The following is an 18,407-nucleotide window of genomic DNA, read 5'->3' on the forward strand; positions in this document are numbered from 1 at the left end:
AAATTAGCTTTTAAGGTTGTTTAGACTTAACTGCTTTATAAGATACAGATATAAATTCAATAACTTTTCTTGGTAAAACTATTACCATAAAGGAGCGCAATGAAACATTTGAAACATTTAAAGATTTTAAAATAGAAGTTCTCAGTTTCTTTCTATAATTACCATTTTGGTCAAAATTTGTATTTCTGCTTAATAAAAAATAATGATCGGTATAGTAACCAACAATATAATTATTGACTACTTTATTTAGTTCAATATCATCAGCAATATTAGATTTTATATATTCTGTAGCTCTTATAGCGATATCTCTTTTCATTTCTGAATAGTTACTTCTAATAATACCTATACTTTCTCTATTATATTGGTAAAGAGGACTGTTTAAAAAACCGATTGAATTAACTTTATTAATAACGTCAATGGTAAAGAAAACATCTTGGTGAATAATGTTTGGAATAAACCTCATGTTTTCAACAATAGATCTTTTGTAAAGTCTTTTCCAAACTTGAAAACTTGTTGTATTTATAATTCTTTTTGTAGCAGTTATTGAATTTTCAATCTTAAAACTATCGTCAAAAACCACATTGTTCTCAGCTGAATTTCTTTCTATTTCTACAACTTCAAGATTATTTTCAAGCAATAGATTAAGCATTTTTTCTAGCATAATAGGCTCTATATAATCATCGCTATCTATAAACGAAATAAAATCACCTTTAGCAATTTCTAACCCAGTATTTCTAGCAATACTAGAACCTCCATTTTGCTGATTTACAACAGTTATACGAGTATCATTTGTAGCGAAAGAGTTACAAATGGTTTTACTACTATCAGATGAACCATCATTAATTAAAATAATTTCTAGGTTTCTGTAGGTTTGGTTCGCTATACTATTAATACAACGCTCTAAATATTGTTCTGCGTTGTAAACTGGTACTATAACTGATATTAAATTGGTCATGTGATAATTAGCCTTTAATACAAAAGTGCTTTTGTAGATTATTTTTTAATCTTAATTCCTGAATCTTCAAAGATGATATTAGATAGTATTTCGATTCCTTTTTTATTTAAATGATCTTCATCATCAAAGTAAATAGGGTTTGTAATTTTAGTAGAATAGTCAAGGTTTAAATCTAAATTTAGAGTCTTTATAAAGTCGTCTACTTTCTTTCGTTCATCGTTTTTACATTGATTAATATAATTTTCATTTACAGGAAATCTTACACCTATAACTTTAATATTATTGGTTTTACATATTTCAATAATAGTTTTATAAGTGTTAATAAAACTTTGGTTTGTCATTACTGACGAATGATCAGAGATACCGGTATTCGTAGCTATTTCAATTCTTTCCTCATTAGATAATTCACTCCAAACTTTTTTGTCACTATTACTACTAGGCTTTAAGTTTGAGTAAATTTCATTTAACGCAAAACTTATGTAACTATCATTAAATAATGGCACTTTCTCAGTTATTAAATTAAGCTTAGACTTATTATATACATTTAAAGTGTCATCAAGTTTTAGAAGGTACTTATTTAAAAACGTGCTATTTGATGAGCTTGAATTATTAAATATTTGCGGTTCAGTTGCAATAAAGACGTATTTTAAATTTTTATTGTATTTAATCATTGACAATACCTTAATATACATCTCGTAAACACCGTCTGCTCCAAAAGCTAGATTTCCTAAATTATTTGAGAGGTTTAAAAGTTTAATAGTCTCGACATGGGAGTCTCCAAGAAAAACTATTTCAGATTGTGAATCTAAAACAGAATCAATTCTTTCAATATACTTTTTTTCTTGCTTAAAGAAATCACTCGTTTTAAAGGAATAAATATTTACGATTATAAAAACAATTATATATGGAGTTAATTTTATAAATATACTTTTCATAACTAATTGATTTAAAATTGAAAGTAAATGAAGTCTATGGCTCCTCCTGTTGCTCTAAAGAAAATTATTAACAGAATTAGTGAGGAGTACAAAACAGTTCTTACAGGAGCTCTGAAATGGCCTACTTGAAAAGAATAGTTTGAATCTCTATTGAAAATTTCAAATAAACTTAAATAAATAAGGCCAATAACAATTATAAAAGGTTTTACAGTAGACCCCATTGTTTTTATATAGCTCATAGGGTTTGTTAATATTGAACTTGATATTATCTCTGAAATATAACTAATAGCATGGCTAAATGAGTCTGCTCTAAAGAATATCCAAGCAAATGTCACGGCAATAAAAGTTATTAGGATACTAAAAAATTTCACAAATTTTTCTGGTAGAATTTTTACCGTTGCCATGTTTCGACTATAACTAGTCTGAATGAAATAAAATAGTGAATGTAAGGCACCCCAAATAATAAATGTCCAATTTGCTCCATGCCAAAATCCGCTAACAGTGAAGGTAATAATAATATTTAAAGATCTTCTAAAACTTGAATCGACCTTACTACCACCTAGAGGAATATAAACATAATCTCTAAACCATGTTGACAATGAAATATGCCAACGTCTCCAAAAGTCTTGTATGTTCTCAGATAAATATGGGGATTTAAAGTTTTGCATTAAATCAATTCCCATCATTCGAGATATACCTATAGCTATATCAGAATAACCAGAAAAATCACCATAAATTTGAAAAGCAAATAAAATAACACCAATTACTAAGACACTACCAGGATAACTATCAGAGTTTTCAAATATTTGATTAGCATAAAAAGCACAATTGTCAGCAATAACGATTTTCTTAAAAAGTCCCCAAAGTCCTTGTTTCGCTCCTTCTTTAAATTCATAAAGGTTAAATGTTCTTTTCTTAGAAAATTGTGGGAGTAGGTGAGAAGCTCTTTCTATTGGACCAGCAACTAATTGAGGAAAGAATGATACAAAAGTCATAAACTCCAATAAATTTTTATTAGATTTCATTTTTCCTTTGTAAATATCAATAGTGTAGCTCATTGTCTGAAATGTGTAAAAACTAATACCTACAGGTAATACAATATTTAACAAGAATGGATTAGTTTCAAATCCAAATAGAGCTACAAAGTCTGAAAATGATTGTGAAAAGAAATTATAATATTTAAAGAACCCAAGAATACCTAGGTTAATAGTTAGGCTTAAAATTAGTAGCTGTTTTCTTTTCTTTTTATTATCAGATTCATCTATAGCTTTTCCAATAATATAGTCGCTTAAGGAGCTAATAACTATTAATGTTAAAAATTTCCAATCCCACCAGCCATAAAAAATATAACTAGAAACTAATAATAGGATATTTTGAAATTTTAAGTTATTGTAAGATTTGTAATAGATAAAAAATACAATACAAAAGAAAATAACAAATTCAAACGAATTAAAAAGCATACTCTATTTTTATAGTTTAAAAATTAAATTGCAATCTATAAATTGCTTTGTGTATTCTATCATTAAGGTGGCAAAAAGTAAAATCGTTTCTAAATATTATAGAGGTTGAAATTGATCTTATTTGCACAATATTTAATAAAAAATTGAGGCAGGCCAAATATACATCACAAATAAAGTAATAAAAGAGCGAGTAGTTAGGTTTTTTTCGAAAAAGAAACGTACTTAAAATGGCATTAAATTTAGCTTGCCTATATTTCATTTAGACTTGGGGTAAATTAAATAAACAATGCAAATGTGTAAGAATTAAAACAATTGATAAAATTTTTTACATTAAGTACTGGTTTTAACGTTAAACACCTTGAATATCAAGGAAATTCTATTAAACTCGATGAAATGTAATAAAAAAGCTTCATGAAATTAGATAATAACCCTTAATAAGGTATTTTATCCATTTAATCAATTGATTTTAAGAGTTATATATATATATATACGATAGCTGTTAATACTTTTTCAATAAGATTATTATGAAAAATAAGAAAACGAATAAATCAAGAAATGTAAATCTTGATTTATTACGCTTTTTGGGTGTCTTAATTATAATGGTTGCACACGCCAAACCTCCATCCGTTTTTTTTCAATTAAGAAATTTCGGTACGCCTTTGCTAATAGTGGCGTCATCTCTAACTTATGCGTTTATTTATAAAAATAAATCTATTGAATTGATTCCATTTTATAAAAAAAGAATTACTAAGCTTACACTTCCAGCATGGATATTTTTAATAGTCTTTTTTTTACTTTTTTATGTGGTTACGTTTATTTTTAACCAAGATTATCCTTTTAATATTAACACAGTAATTAGTACTTTTTTGTTTTATGAAGGAATTGGATTTGTTTGGATATTAAAAATATATTTGATGCTAGCGCTTTTAACACCATTTGGTCTAAGGTTTAGCAATTCTAAAATAAGAAACCGAGCTTATTTTTCAATCATTTTTCTTTTTTATGTTCTTTACGAATTGGGAAATTATTTTGTATCAGATTATATTCCGGTTGAATCGTTACATTTAATTGAAAATACTATTTTATTAGTTTTTCCCTATACAGCTTTGTATTTGTATGGTTTAAGATTAAATAATATGAAAACCCATCATGTTATTTATGTAACCATATTTTCATTATTGATATTTATCATCATGGCAATAAAAAAATATTACAGTAATGGTATATTTGTTTCAACTCAAAATTATAAGTATCCACCTACGCTATACTATCTTTCTTATGCATTGTTTTGGGTTAATTTAATCTATTTGATGATTTTTAGATATTCAGTTATAAACTTTGTAAAATATAAAAAGGTTTTAATATGGCTTTCTTCAAATTCCTTGTGGATCTATCTTTGGCATATACTAGCATATTATTTATGGAAAAACTTCTTTGGTCACTATGAAATAATAGGGTTGTTTATTTTGAAATTTATATTTTTATTATCATTTGGAATTATTATTACAAAAATACAGCTTGATTTAGTGAATAGAATGTTACCAACGAAAAATAAAATATTAATTAAGATAATACCATATATAAAATAAAATATTAAAGGAAATTAAATTCTTTATACCATTTTCCGAGAACATATAATTTCCAAATGTGAGGTGTGTGGTTTTCACCTTTATTCATGTGTTCATCTAAAAGAGTTTTAAATTTATTGACATTTAAATTTGGGACTTTATTTAAAAAGTCATCATTTAAAGTACTATAAAATTCATCGCGTAATTCAACTCTCATCCAATCACCTATAGGTGCTTTAAAACCTCTTTTTGGTTGGTTAAAAACTTCTTCTGGTATATATTCTTTTAAAATGTCTCTAAGAATTCTTTTCTGTCTTCCTTTTTGGTATCGATATGAAACAGGTAAAGTTCTTGCATATTCAATTACCCGATAATCTAAAAAAGGGCTTCTTACTTCAACGGAATAAGCCATACTGGCTCTGTCCACTTTTACGTTACTGTCATTCTCTAACCAAAGCTTAATGTTTAGGTCAGCTGCTTTTTGCAAAAAGTTAGTAGACCATTTTTTATACCCTTGATAATGGGACATCCAGCCTTGTTTTTTTTTATTTAAAAGAAGGCCTTTTCTTGAAAAAATATTTTCAATAAAGTCATTTCTAGTTTTAGTATTTAAAGCATTTCTAACTCTATGCGAATTTTTCCCTATTAAATTTAAAAAGAAAGGTTTAGACAATAATTTTCTAATTGTAAAAGGGATATCTATAATTGCTTTGTTTTTTATTAAAGAATCAAAATGATCATATCCTAAAAAACTTTCGTCACCACCATCACCAGATAAAGCAACTGTGACATGCTTTTTAGCAACAGAATTTAATAGCAATGTAGGTAAGGCAGAACTGTCCGCAAAGGGTTCATCATAGACCTTAGCTAATTTAGGAACTAAGTTAACAATGTCTTGTTGATTACAAACGGTAGTTTTATGGTTAGATTTCATGATCTTTCCAAATTTCTCAGCTATCTTACTTTCATCAAATTCTGGGTCGTCAAAACCTATACAAAATGTATTTATTGGTTCGGTAGATATTTTTGAGGCTAGGCTTGATATTAGGGCAGAATCTATACCTCCTGATAAAAATGAACCTATGGGAACATCCGATTGCAGTCTTATTTTTACAGAATCTAATAATAATTCATGTAATTCACTAACGGCCGTTTCATAACTTATTTTTTTAGTTTCAACTTTCTTTAGATTCCAATATTCTTCTATTTTTAGTTTATTGGAATTTAAATCAAGCTCACAATAATTACCAGGAGGTAATTTAAAAACATTTTCTACTATTGTAAAGGGACTTGGAACGTACCCACAATCTAAAAATATAGAAATTGAATTTTCATCAATTTTTTTATCACCTAATAACGGTCTTATTTGACTACAGATTTCAAATTTTTCACCATCCCAAGAATAATAAAATGGTTTAACACCTAATCTATCTCTAGCAGAGAACAATATATTTGTTACAGAATTATAGATGCTAAAAGCAAACATTCCGTTTATTTTATGAAGTATTTCTTTTCCCCAGTGCTTAAATCCTATTAATAACACTTCAGTGTCGCTTTCGGTATTAAATGAGTAACCTAATTCAATTAATTCTTTTTTAACATCTTTATAATTATAGATTTCTCCATTAAAAACAATAGTTAATTCTTTGTGCGCCATAGGTTGATTTGAGCGAGGGTCTAAGTCTAATATTGAAAGACGAAGATGACCAAACGTTAAACCATTAATTTTTTCAATCCCAGTAAAATCAGGACCTCTATACGATATTGAATTTAATTTAGTTTTAATTTCCTCTCGTTCAAAAGGTATGTTGGTTAAATATATGCCGCACATATTTTTTAATTTTTGTAAAAAAACACATTTTAATTTTATGAAAACACATTTTAATTGAAAATTCGTTGTAAGTTAATATTTTACGTTTAAACATATAATGCTTATTTTTGGGATGTTATAAAAATATTCAAGTTTTAAGTTTTAATGTACGTTAGATTTGGTTTAAATGTTAATTTTTCCCCTTTAACATCTAAACCTTATTTTATACCGTATATAGATAGTATTTATATTAGATTACATATTTGTAAATTAATACTTACAAATAAAAACGTTACATCGAAATATTATACTTTTAAACTTTGTTATACTTTTTATTTTTATAGATTGCTATTGAATTATACGCTAAAATCGCGAATTTTATGAAATCCCCTAATTTACTAATAGGTTATCCTTATAGCCTAAGATATATTGTTTTACTATTATTTTTACTCCCCAATTTTATCTCGTTTGCCCAACAAAAAGCATTTCCATCGGCTTATGGAGGCGGCGCTTTTGCATCAGGTGGAAGAGGTGGTTATGTTTATCATGTAACTAGTCTTTTAGATGATAATTCTGAAGGTACGTTTCGATGGGCTCTTGCTCAGCCAAGACCTTCTACGATTGTATTTGATGTAAGTGGGATTATAGATTTAACCTCATGGCTAACTTTAGGAGGTTCTGATGTTACAATTGCTGGACAATCTGCTCCGGTTGGAGGTATTACAATTACTTCATCGACTTATCAAAGATTTAGAGGACAGGATATTAATAATTTTATTGTTAGGTATTTAAGATTAAGACCAAGACAGTCTGGAGATGATGCTTTTGAATTTTATGGAAATTCAGCAGGTGCATCAAATATTATCATGGATCATTTATCCGTCAGCTATGGAGGAGATGAATGTATTAGTTTAAGAGGACAAGGTACACACAATGTAACATATCAAAGATTATTAGTTGCAGAGGCTAAAACTGGATCATTATTTGGAGATTCTGCTACTCCCGGAAATAGTTATGATAATAGTTATTTAAATTCTTTATTTTATAATATTTCGCACAGAACTCCTAATGTCGCTACAAATGGAAGAGTAGATATAATTAATAATGTAACCCATAATTGGCAATATCGATTGTCAATGGTTGAAGGTAATACTAAATTAAATCATATTAATAATTACTATTCATTAGGGAGTCGTAATTCATTGACGGGTGGTGGTTCACAGATCCAATTAAATCCGCTTGTTTCTTCTTATAATAACCAAATTTACACAGCAGGAAATATTGCAGATAAAGGTGCTTTTACAGACCCTAATGCAAATAATGAGGTACTTTGGGTTGAGTTTTCAAGTGGAGCTCAAACATCATATGCACCTTCTTCAGAATTTGTAAGTTCACCGTATACTCAAGTTGGTGTTCCTATGGTAATAAAATCTGCTACCGACGCTTATAATGATGTTATATCTGATGTTGGAGCAAATGCTTCCTTAAATGCAGATGGTACAGTAACTTATTATACAGATATAAATGATACAGACTATTTAAATATTATGTCTCAAGGAGAGGGAGCTTTTGAAGCTTATGAAATGTATGGTAGTGTAAGAAGTTGGTTTTCAGAACAGAGATATATTGATTTTGTTAATTCAATTAATTCTAATGTAATAAACTCTAGACCAGATAATTTTTACGTCTCTAATCCACATATTCCTGAAACATGGTTTATAGCTAATGTGCCTGAAGGTGAAGATCATAATGATATTGCACCTAGTGGTTATACTTGGTTAGAAGAATACTTAAATAGTGTTGATGCACCCGAGGTCATTATTGCATTAGAAAATTTAGAGGTAACGCCATCTACGTCGGAGATTGAATTATCGGAAACATTGCAATTAGAAGTAGCTTTTACACCTTCAAATGCAACATACATTAGTGGCGAATGGAGTTCTAGTGATGAATCTATTGCCACGGTTGATGAAAACGGAGAGGTTTCACCTGTATCAGTAGGAAATGTTATTATAACTTTTACAACTAGTGATGGAGAGTTTTTAGATTCTGCGGAAATAACGGTTTTTCCCGAAGCGCTCGAAGCAAGCGCAGGTATTGACCAACAGATTTGTGAAGGGGAAAGTACTACATTAGAAGCAACTGGCGGAACGAGTTATTTATGGAATACAGGAGAAACAACAGCTATAATTGAAACAACACCAGAAGCAACATCAACTTATTCTGTTGTTGTTTCGGATGAATATGGTCAGTCAGAGGAAGTGAGCGTTACAGTAACTGTTAATGAAAATCCATTAGCATTTGCAGGTGAAGATAGAACAATCTGTATTGGAGAATCAATTACACTTACAGCAACCGGAGGTATATCGTATTTATGGAGTACTGGAGAAACAACAGAGTCAATAGTTGTTAGCCCATTGGAGGATACTACATATACTGTTGATGTTAGTGATGATAGTTGTTCTAGTTCAGATGAGGTTATAGTTTTTGTTAATGAATTACCAGAAATTTCAGTTACTGAAGATTTGGTTATTGTAGAAGGAGAATCTACAATTCTTACAGCAACAGGGAATAATAATTACTTATGGAATACTGGTGAAACAACAGAGTTTATTTCTGTAAATCCAACAGTAACGACAACTTATTCTGTAACTACAGATGGTGAGGAAAATTGTTCTAATACTGCTTTTGTTACAGTTACAGTAATCCCAGAGGTAATAGCAAATGCTGGTGAAGATGTAACAATATGTAATGGTGAAGTGGTTACGTTAACAGCCTCAGGTGGCTCAAATTATTTATGGAATACAGGAGATACAGTACCAGAGGTTATTGTTAATCCAAATGAAACGACGACTTACTTAATTACAGTAGAGGATGATTATGGTTATAGTGATACGGATGAAGTGACTGTTTTTGTAAATGAAGTACCTGAAATTATAGTTACCGAGGATGTTGTAATTGTAGAAGGTGATTCGGTTACTCTTTCAGTATCTGGAAGTGATAATTATGAATGGAGCACAGGAGAAACTGAAAATTCTATTACTGTATTTCCATTAGTTACTACAACATATTCTGTAAGTACTTTAGGGGCAAACGGTTGTTCTAGTACTGTCAATGTTACTGTAACTGTTGTACCAGAGATTGTCGCATTTGTTGGTGAAGATATTACTATATGTCAAGGAGAAACTGTTACTCTTAATGCATCTGGAGGATATACTTACACATGGAATACTGGTGATGAAGGTGAAGAAATTATGGTTTCCCCTAATGAGACGACGGTTTACACCGTAACGGCTGAAGATGAATATGGTTTTACTGATACTGATGACATTACTATTTTTGTAAACGAATCACCTAATCTCTCAGTAAGTGATAATATTTATGTTATGATAGGTGACTCAGCAACTCTTGTTGTTTCTGGAGCTGATTTTTATTTATGGGATACTGGCGAAACCACAAATGAAATTACTGTTACTCCAGATATCACTACTACATATACTGTCGTAGGTGAAGGACTAAATGGTTGTCAAACAACTTCTGAAGTTATAGTAACGGTAGTTGAAGTTTTGAATGCTAATGCAGGAGAAGATATTTCAATTTGTCAAGGAGATACGGTAACTCTAAATGCTTCAGGAGGTGTTTCTTATACTTGGGATTCGGGAGAGACTGTAGCAACACCATCATTTACTCCAACAGAAACAACAACTTATACTGTAACTGTTGCTGATGGATATGGTCATACAGACACAGATGATGTAACGGTAACGGTAATACCAGTTCCAATTGCAAATGCAGGAGAAGATCAAATAACATGTCAAGGAGAACCAGTAACACTATCTGCAACAGCAGAAGGTGGTGATGTATTCCTATGGAGTACAGGTGAAACTACTCCAACTATTACTGTAAATCCATTGGAAGATGCAGTCTACACGGTAGAGGTATCAAATAGTCTTTGTTCACATGCGGATGAGGTTTCTGTATTTGTACTTCCAATAGCTGAATTATCAATAAGTGAAGATATTGTAATTATTACAGGTAATTCTACTACACTTGAAGTTTCAGGAGGAGAATCATATTTATGGAGTACAGGTGATACCTCAGGAACTATCGTAGTAAACCCAACAGAAACAACAACTTATAGTGTTATAAATTTTTCAGGAAACGGATGTGAGAGCACTGCAGAAGTGACTGTTAGTGTTATACCTCAAGTCGTCGCTTATGCTGGAGAAGATATTTCTATATGTGAAGAAGAGAGTATAACATTGAATGCTTCGGGTGGAGGTAGTTATTTATGGAGTACAGGAGAAACTAGTGCTTCAATAACTGTAACACCATCTGAAACTACAATATATACAGTAACAGTTAGTGATAGTTATGGGTTTTCGGATTCTGATGATTTAATAGTTACTGTAAATGATTTACCAAATATTTTAGTAAGTGAGGACATAGTTATTTTTGAAGAAGAAAGTACAAATTTAACAGTAAGTGGCGCTGACACCTATTTATGGAGTAACGGAGAAACAACAGCTTCAATTGTAGTTAGTCCAATACAAACAACAACTTATAGTGTTATTGGCTATACTTTTAGTGGATGCCAAGTTATAGAGGAAATTACAGTTACAGTAATTCCTGTTGTTAATGCATTTGCAGGGAATGATATTGAAATTTGTTCAGGAGAAAGCATAACTTTAATAGCTACAGGAGGTAGTAATTATGAGTGGAGTAATGGAGAAATGAATGACACTATAACTATAAGCCCAACTGAAACAACAACATATATAGTTAATGTAAGTGATAACTATGGTAATTCAGATTCAGACAGTGTTACAGTTACAGTTAATGATTCACCAATATTAACAATAAGTGAAAATATTTTGATTATAGAAGGTGAGAGTGCTATACTGAATGTAGATGGAGCTGATTCTTACCTTTGGAGTACTGGAGAAACTTTAAATTCGATAACGGTTAATCCAGTAGAAACAACTATATACAATGTAACTGGTTATTCTGAAAATGGATGTGTTATTACAGAAGAAGTTACGGTTACAGTTATTCCACAAGTAATTGCTGATGCTGGTAGTGATACTAATATATGTTTAGGTGATAGTATAACCCTAAATGCGTCAGGTGGAGCTAATTTTTTATGGAATACAGGTGAAAATAATTCAAGTATAACAGTTAGTCCTATTGAAACAACATCTTATACAGTTACTGTTTCTGACAACTATGGAAATTTTGATTCAGATACTGTTACAATAGTCGTAAATGAATCTCCAACAATAACAACAAGTGAAAATATAACGATTTTGGTTGGTGAAAGCACTAGTTTAACTGCAAATGGAGCAGAATCTTATTTATGGAGTACTGGTGAAATATCGAATATAATAAGTGTAAGCCCATCAGAAACTACTATATATGGTGTAACTGCATATTCAATAAATAATTGCGAGGTATATAGTGAAATAACAGTTGAAGTAATACCAAATGTAATTGCTGATGCAGGGAACGATGTAGTAATATGTGAAGGAGAAAGTGTAACTTTAAATGCTTCGGGTAGTATATACTATACATGGAGTACTGGAGAAATAGAGAATCCGATTACTGTTACCCCTTCAGAAACTACAACTTATGTGGTTGAGGTCTCAGATGAATATGGTACTTCTGCTATAGATAGTGTTACTGTATTTGTCAATGAATTACCAAATATAGATGTAGTTGGAAATTTAACAATTTTTGAAGGAGAAAGTACAAGTTTAAACGTTTCTGGAGCTGAATCATATTTGTGGAGTACTTTGGAAACTTCTAACACAATAGAGGTTAGTCCAATCGTTACAACTACATATACGGTTACTGGTTATTCTTCAAATAATTGTGAAGTAACTGAAGAAATTACCGTTATTGTATTGCCAGAATTCACAGTGAATGCTGGAAGTGATTTAACCATTTGCAGTGGTGAGAGTATTACTTTAACGGCTACAGATAGTGCTAGTTATTTGTGGAATACAGGAGAAACCACTGCCTCAATAACAATAAGTCCTTTAGAAACTACTACTTATAATGTAACGGCTACAGATACTTATGGTAACTCTGATTCAGATAGTGTTACAGTTATGGTTAATGATTTACCAACCATAAATGTTTCTGAAAATGTTACAATATTAGAAGGAGAAAGTATTAATTTATCTGTAGATGGTGCGTTAACATATTTATGGAGTACAGGAGAATCTTCTAATACAATAACTGTTGGTCCTACTGAAACGACAACATATACAGTTATTGGGTCGACAAACTCATGTGATAGTTTACAGGAAGAAGTAACAGTTACTGTTATACCATTATTTGTAGCTTCAGCAGGTGTTGATGAACATATTTGTGATAATTTGAGTTATGAAGTTGTTTTATCGGCTAATCAAGGTGATAGTTACTTGTGGAGTACTGGTGAAACTTCTCAATCAATTATTGTTAACCCATTGTCATCGACAACATATAGTGTAACAATAACACAGGGAGAACAAATAGATTCAGATTCAGTTACAGTTTATGTTGAACCAAGTCCCGAAGTTGTTATTGAAAATGGTGAGAGTGTAGATATTATGAATGGAGACTTTATAACATTATCTGCTTCTGGCGCTAATACGTTTGAATGGAATAATGGTGCTACTCAACCAAATATTGCAGTGAGTCCTTCTATTACAACTACATACGAGGTTAGGGGATATATTGGTGATTGTTATGATGAGAAAGCAGTAACCGTTAATGTATTAAATCCAGTTATTGCAGATGCAGGAGAGGATGTTATAATATGTCCTGAAGAATTAGTTTCGTTAACAGCTACAGGTGGTGATGATTATGTTTGGAGTACTGGTCAAACGACAGAAACAATTCAAGTCTCTCCTTCAGAAACCACTGATTATACAGTTACAGTGTTTAACGCTTTAGATTTTGATGAAGCAACAGTTAGGGTAGAAGTCGATTTAGATTGTACAACTCAATCCGATTTACCTACGAATGCTGATGAAATAGATTTAGATGTTTATCCGAATCCTGCTTTAAATGAAGTAAATATTAAATTAACTGGAGTATTTGAAGGATCATATATTCACATTTTTGATGTAACTGGTAAGTTGGTTAGTAAAATTCAAATTTTTAACGATGAGTTAAATCCAACGACAACCACTACAATCAATATATCATCTCTACAATCAGGAATTTATTTTGTTAAGTTTTTGGACGAAACAAGGGATATAACAAAGAAGTTAATTGTAAATTAAACAGAAATATATAACAAAAAAAAAGCACTTAAATCTATTTGATTTAAGTGCTTTTTCCGTTAATAAAAATACTTCTTTTATTTCCCTATGGATGAGTATTCAAATCCAATACTTGTCATTTCTTCTTTGTCTAAAATGTTTCTACCATCAAAAATAAATGCAGGTTTCTTCATTTGGTTATAAATCTTTTGCCAATCGTATGTTTTAAATTCATCCCATTCTGTCATAATAGCAACGGCATGGGCATCTTTAGTAGTTTCATAAGGATCTAAGAACGTATCAACTAATTTGTTGTTTTCTTCTTCCGATCTTGTATTTAAATAATTAAGATCAGCTTGTACTTTTTCACAGCTAACCTTAGGGTCATAAACAGCAATATTTGCTTGTTCGTTTAATAAATGATCTGCAACATATATAGCAGCTGACTCTCTAGTGTCGTTGGTGTCTTTTTTAAATGCCCAACCTAACATTGCTATTTTTTTTCCAGAAACGGTATTATATAAAGTACTTATTAAATTATCAGAAAAACGTCTTTTTTGATGGTCATTTAAAATAATTACTTGTTCCCAATAATCAGCAACAGCGTTAAGGCCATAACTTCTAGCGATGTATACAAGGTTTAAAATGTCTTTTTGAAAACATGAACCTCCAAATCCAATAGATGCATTTAAAAACTTAGGTCCAATTCTAGAATCCATACCTATTGCCTTCGCTACTTCATTAACATTAGCTTCTGTATGTTCACATAATTCTGAAATTGCATTAATTGAAGAAATTCGTTGCGCTAAGAATGCATTTGCTGTCAGCTTTGATAATTCTGAAGACCAAACGTTAGTTCTTAATATTCTGTCTTGAGGCACCCAACTTCCATATACACTAGCTAAACTTTCAATCGCATCTTCAGATTCTCCACCGATTAATACGCGATCTGGATTCAATAAATCTTGAATTGCAGTTCCTTCTGCTAAAAACTCAGGATTAGATAAAATACTAAAATTCACATCGCTTCCGGTATTGTGTAATATACTTTTAATTGCCTGGGCCGTTCTAACAGGCAATGTAGATTTTTCTACAACAATTTTATCTGTAGTGGCAACTTCAGCAATATTTCTAGCACAAAGTTCTACATATTTTAAATCTGCAGCCATACCTTTTCCTTTACCATAAGTTTTGGTTGGAGTGTTAACTGAGATAAAAATCATTTCAGATTCTCTAATTGTCTCATCTATATCAGTAGAGAAAAATAGGTTTTTTCCTCTTGTTTCTTCAACAATTTCAGCTAATCCTGGTTCGTAGATTGGTAATTTAGATACATCTTTGTCGTTCCATGCAGCAATACGTTCTGCATTGATATCTACAATTGTAACTTTTATATGTGGGTTCTTTTTTGCAATTACGGCCATAGTAGGTCCGCCTACATATCCAGCACCAATGCAACAGATTTTTGTGATTTTCATTGTTTTAAAGTTTATTTAGATTTGAGTTGAATTTGTAAATGAATGCAAATTTGACTGAAATAAGTTTATTGAGGCAATTTTTTATACCAAAAACACTTTTTTACGATTAAGTATTATTTTTTTGTAAAAATAAGAACAATAGTTAAAAACAGGAACTTAATTATAAAAGTTTTTAAACCAATCAATAAATGATTTTACACCATGTTTAATTGATGTATTCGGTCTATAATCGTAATCCTTGATTAATGCATCTACATCTGCCCAAGTTCGTTCTACATCTCCTGGTTGCATTTTCATCATGTTTTTAGAAGCTTCTTTATCTAGGTTAACTTCTATCTCTTTAATAAAATCTAAAAGTTTAACTGAATTGTTATTTCCAATATTATAAACCTTGTATAAGTTATTAGATTCAATTCTTGTTTTTGGAGATTTTTCAATAATCCTAACAACACCTTCTACAATATCATCAATATAAGTGAAATCACGCTCCATATTGCCGTGATTAAACACATTAATTGTTCTATTATTTACAATAGCATCTGTAAATAGAAACATTGCCATATCAGGCCTTCCCCAAGGACCATAAACAGTAAAGAACCTTAGTCCTGTAGTTGGTATTTTAAACAAATGGCTATAAGTGTGTGCCATAAGTTCATTACTTTTTTTAGTTGCTGCATACAAACTTATAGGATGATCAACGTTATCATCTGTAGAGAATGGAATCTTTTTATTCATTCCATAAACACTAGAGCTACTAGCATAAACTAAATGCTTAATGTCGTTATTTCTACAACACTCTAAGATATTTAAGAAACCTACTAGATTAGAGTCTACATATGTTTCAGGATTTTCTAAACTATATCTTACACCTGCTTGAGCAGCAAGGTTACAGACAATATCAAATTTTTGTGATTTAAATAATTTTGGAAGTTCTTCTCGGTCTTCAAGATTCATTCTTACAAATGAGAAATCATTCGAAGAACTATTACAAAGTGTATTAAATTCGGCGGCTTCATTTTTATCAATACCTAACTCATTAAGTCTAGAGTATTTTAAGTTAACATCATAATAATCATTAATATTATCTAAACCAACAACACTATGACCTTTAGACGTTAATATTTTTGAAACATAGAACCCGATAAATCCTGCTGCCCCTGTTACTAATACTTTCATGATAATTAAGGTTTTACTTATTTCGTTTTCAAATATTAAAATTTAGTTTGAGAACTCTAAATTTTATTGTTATCAATTTCAACAAATTAGATGTTTGTATACTTAATATCGAGGAGTGTCGCTAAAGAATCACAATTTTGAATTTTTAACTCCATTTCTTGCTCTTTGAAGCTATTTTCTATAAGGTATACCTTACAAGAATCTAATTTAGTTTTACTCTCTGAAAAATTCACGTTTCCAAACTTAACTAAGTTAATAATAGTAGCAGAATCTAATTGTTGCTGATTAATAAATTTAAAAGCCTTTTCTGAGTATTGAATTGGCTTAGAGCTTATGTTTTTTGTAGTTCTAGCATTAGGGCTATAATCACAAGAGGCATCTTTACCATTTAAAAAAAACATTAGTAAAATTAAACCAATAGCAAATCCGCCAAGATAGTAACCTAAACGATGTATAAATTTCATAAATAAAAATAAGATTCCGTCAGTTCAATCGCAGTTGAGAACTGAATTTTAAAAAATCAGTAAATTAGCATCATTGTAATCTAAACCAAACCATTCTGCAACTGATTTATTAGTTAAAATGCCGTGGTAAAAATACAACCCATTTTTTAAACCTCGATCAAAACGAAGTGCATTTTCTATACCACCATATTCACCAATTTCTAAAAGGTAAGGTGTGAAGATGTTACTTATAGAAACTGAAGCCGTTCTAGAATAACGTGCAGGAATATTTGGAACACAATAATGTATTACACCATTATGATTAAATACAGGCTTATCATGTGTAGTAACTTCGCTTGTTTCAAAGCAACCTCCCATATCAATACTAACATCAATTACTACTGAGCCAGATTTCATGTGGTCTACCATATTTTCAGTAACTACAATAGGAGCACGGTTTGTACCTCTAACTGCACCAATAGCAACATCACAACGTTTTAAAGCTTTAAGTAAGTTTTTAGGTTGCATGGTTGAAGTATAAATAGTACGACCTAAATTATTTTGAAGTCTACGTAACTTAGTAATTGAACTATCAAAAACCTTAACGTTTGCACCTAAGCCAATTGCAGAACGTGCCGCAAATTCACCAACAGTTCCTGCTCCCAAAATAACGACTTCTGTTGGAGGTACGCCATTAATGTTACCCATCATTAAACCATTTCCACCATTAACATTAGATAGTAATTCTGAAGCAATTAAAATAGAAGCAGTACCTGCAATTTCACTTAAAGAACTTACAGCTGGATATTGTCCATCATCATCTTTTATGTATTCAAAAGCTAAAGCTGTAATTCGTTTTTTAGCTAATGCTTCGAAATATGATTTACTTTGAGTTTTTATCTGAAGAGCAGAAATTAAAAGTGTTTGCGGATTAATAAGTTTAATTTCGTCTAACGATGGCGGCTCTACTTTGAGTATAATAGGGCAGGAGTAAACCTTAGCAGTATCTTTGGTTACTTCTGCGCCAGCTTCACTATAATTTTTATCTTTGAAATTTGCACCTTCACCAGCACCAGATTCTAATAACACGCGATGTCCATTGGCCGTTAATGCAGAAACAGCATCAGGAGTTAAACAAACGCGACGTTCTTGAAAATGCGCTTCTTTAGGAATACCTATAAACAGCTCGCCTTTTTGTTTTAGAATTTCTAAAGTTTCTTCTTGAGGTAATAATTGGGCTTTGGTAAAAGGTGATAAAGATTTACTCATCGAAGTTATTGGCTTTTGTTTACCATTGCAATATAATGAATAACGTTATATAATTGGTTGTTA

Annotated in this window: 10 protein-coding genes; 2 read left to right on the top strand and 8 right to left on the bottom strand. The window is 30.7% G+C overall.

The genetic code is table 11. The annotated features are described in order from the left end of the window. Positions 1-10: 10 nt before the first annotated feature. The 3 genes from Q0807_RS11040 to Q0807_RS11050 are packed head-to-tail and all read right to left on the bottom strand — an operon-like array spanning position 11 to position 3,350. Positions 11-955 (bottom strand): glycosyltransferase, encoded by a 945-nt coding sequence (locus Q0807_RS11040; protein WP_299109756.1) that lies wholly within the window; start codon positions 953-955, stop codon positions 11-13. Positions 956-993: 38 nt separating this feature from the next. Beyond that, positions 994-1,890: a hypothetical protein gene (locus Q0807_RS11045; RefSeq protein WP_299109759.1), complete on the bottom strand. Its 897-nt coding sequence runs from the start codon at positions 1,888-1,890 to the stop codon at positions 994-996. 11 nt (positions 1,891-1,901) lie between these two features. Further along, a complete protein-coding gene (locus Q0807_RS11050) occupies positions 1,902-3,350 on the bottom strand; it encodes an MBOAT family protein (protein WP_299109760.1) in 1,449 nt (482 codons plus the stop codon). Positions 3,351-3,874: 524 nt separating this feature from the next. On the opposite strand from Q0807_RS11050, the gene Q0807_RS11055 reads away from it, so the two are divergent. Beyond that, positions 3,875-4,939, top strand: coding sequence for an acyltransferase (locus tag Q0807_RS11055; protein WP_299109762.1), 1,065 nt, complete (start codon positions 3,875-3,877; stop codon positions 4,937-4,939). A 4-nt stretch (positions 4,940-4,943) separates the two neighbouring features. Here Q0807_RS11055 and asnB read toward each other — a convergent pair whose 3' ends face one another. After that, entirely contained in the window at positions 4,944-6,749 is a 1,806-nt protein-coding gene (asnB, locus tag Q0807_RS11060; protein WP_299109765.1) for an asparagine synthase (glutamine-hydrolyzing), read from the bottom strand. Positions 6,750-7,108: 359 nt separating this feature from the next. Here asnB and Q0807_RS11065 point away from each other — a divergent pair, with 359 nt between their 5' ends. Then, positions 7,109-13,999, top strand: coding sequence for a T9SS type A sorting domain-containing protein (locus tag Q0807_RS11065; RefSeq protein ID WP_299109768.1), 6,891 nt, complete (start codon positions 7,109-7,111; stop codon positions 13,997-13,999). A 77-nt stretch (positions 14,000-14,076) separates the two neighbouring features. Here Q0807_RS11065 and Q0807_RS11070 read toward each other — a convergent pair whose 3' ends face one another. From Q0807_RS11070 to Q0807_RS11085, 4 genes are all read right to left on the bottom strand, one after another. After that, on the bottom strand, positions 14,077-15,456 hold the full coding sequence (locus tag Q0807_RS11070; RefSeq protein WP_299109771.1) for a nucleotide sugar dehydrogenase: 1,380 nt from the start codon (positions 15,454-15,456) through the stop codon (positions 14,077-14,079). Between the two features lie 156 nt (positions 15,457-15,612). Continuing rightward, complete coding sequence (locus Q0807_RS11075) at positions 15,613-16,632, bottom strand: NAD-dependent epimerase (protein WP_299109774.1); 1,020 nt, start codon at positions 16,630-16,632, stop codon at positions 15,613-15,615. An 86-nt stretch (positions 16,633-16,718) separates the two neighbouring features. After that, complete coding sequence (locus tag Q0807_RS11080) at positions 16,719-17,096, bottom strand: hypothetical protein (protein ID WP_299109777.1); 378 nt, start codon at positions 17,094-17,096, stop codon at positions 16,719-16,721. 48 nt (positions 17,097-17,144) lie between these two features. Continuing rightward, a complete protein-coding gene (locus tag Q0807_RS11085) occupies positions 17,145-18,344 on the bottom strand; it encodes an alanine dehydrogenase (protein WP_299109780.1) in 1,200 nt (399 codons plus the stop codon). Positions 18,345-18,407 lie beyond the last annotated feature (63 nt).

The organism is uncultured Winogradskyella sp., from assembly GCF_947495255.1.
In the GTDB taxonomy this organism is placed as follows: Bacteria; Bacteroidota; Bacteroidia; order Flavobacteriales; family Flavobacteriaceae; genus Winogradskyella.

Coding starts and splice junctions, on each gene's coding strand:
- Q0807_RS11045 (WP_299109759.1), bottom strand. CDS start 1,890: ATGAAAAGTATATTTATAAAATTAACTCCATATATAATTGTTTTTATA.
- Q0807_RS11040 (WP_299109756.1), bottom strand. CDS start 955: ATGACCAATTTAATATCAGTTATAGTACCAGTTTACAACGCAGAACAA.
- Q0807_RS11065 (WP_299109768.1), top strand. CDS start 7,109: ATGAAATCCCCTAATTTACTAATAGGTTATCCTTATAGCCTAAGATAT.
- Q0807_RS11075 (WP_299109774.1), bottom strand. CDS start 16,632: ATGAAAGTATTAGTAACAGGGGCAGCAGGATTTATCGGGTTCTATGTT.
- asnB (WP_299109765.1), bottom strand. CDS start 6,749: ATGTGCGGCATATATTTAACCAACATACCTTTTGAACGAGAGGAAATT.
- Q0807_RS11085 (WP_299109780.1), bottom strand. CDS start 18,344: ATGAGTAAATCTTTATCACCTTTTACCAAAGCCCAATTATTACCTCAA.
- Q0807_RS11080 (WP_299109777.1), bottom strand. CDS start 17,096: ATGAAATTTATACATCGTTTAGGTTACTATCTTGGCGGATTTGCTATT.
- Q0807_RS11050 (WP_299109760.1), bottom strand. CDS start 3,350: ATGCTTTTTAATTCGTTTGAATTTGTTATTTTCTTTTGTATTGTATTT.
- Q0807_RS11055 (WP_299109762.1), top strand. CDS start 3,875: ATGAAAAATAAGAAAACGAATAAATCAAGAAATGTAAATCTTGATTTA.
- Q0807_RS11070 (WP_299109771.1), bottom strand. CDS start 15,456: ATGAAAATCACAAAAATCTGTTGCATTGGTGCTGGATATGTAGGCGGA.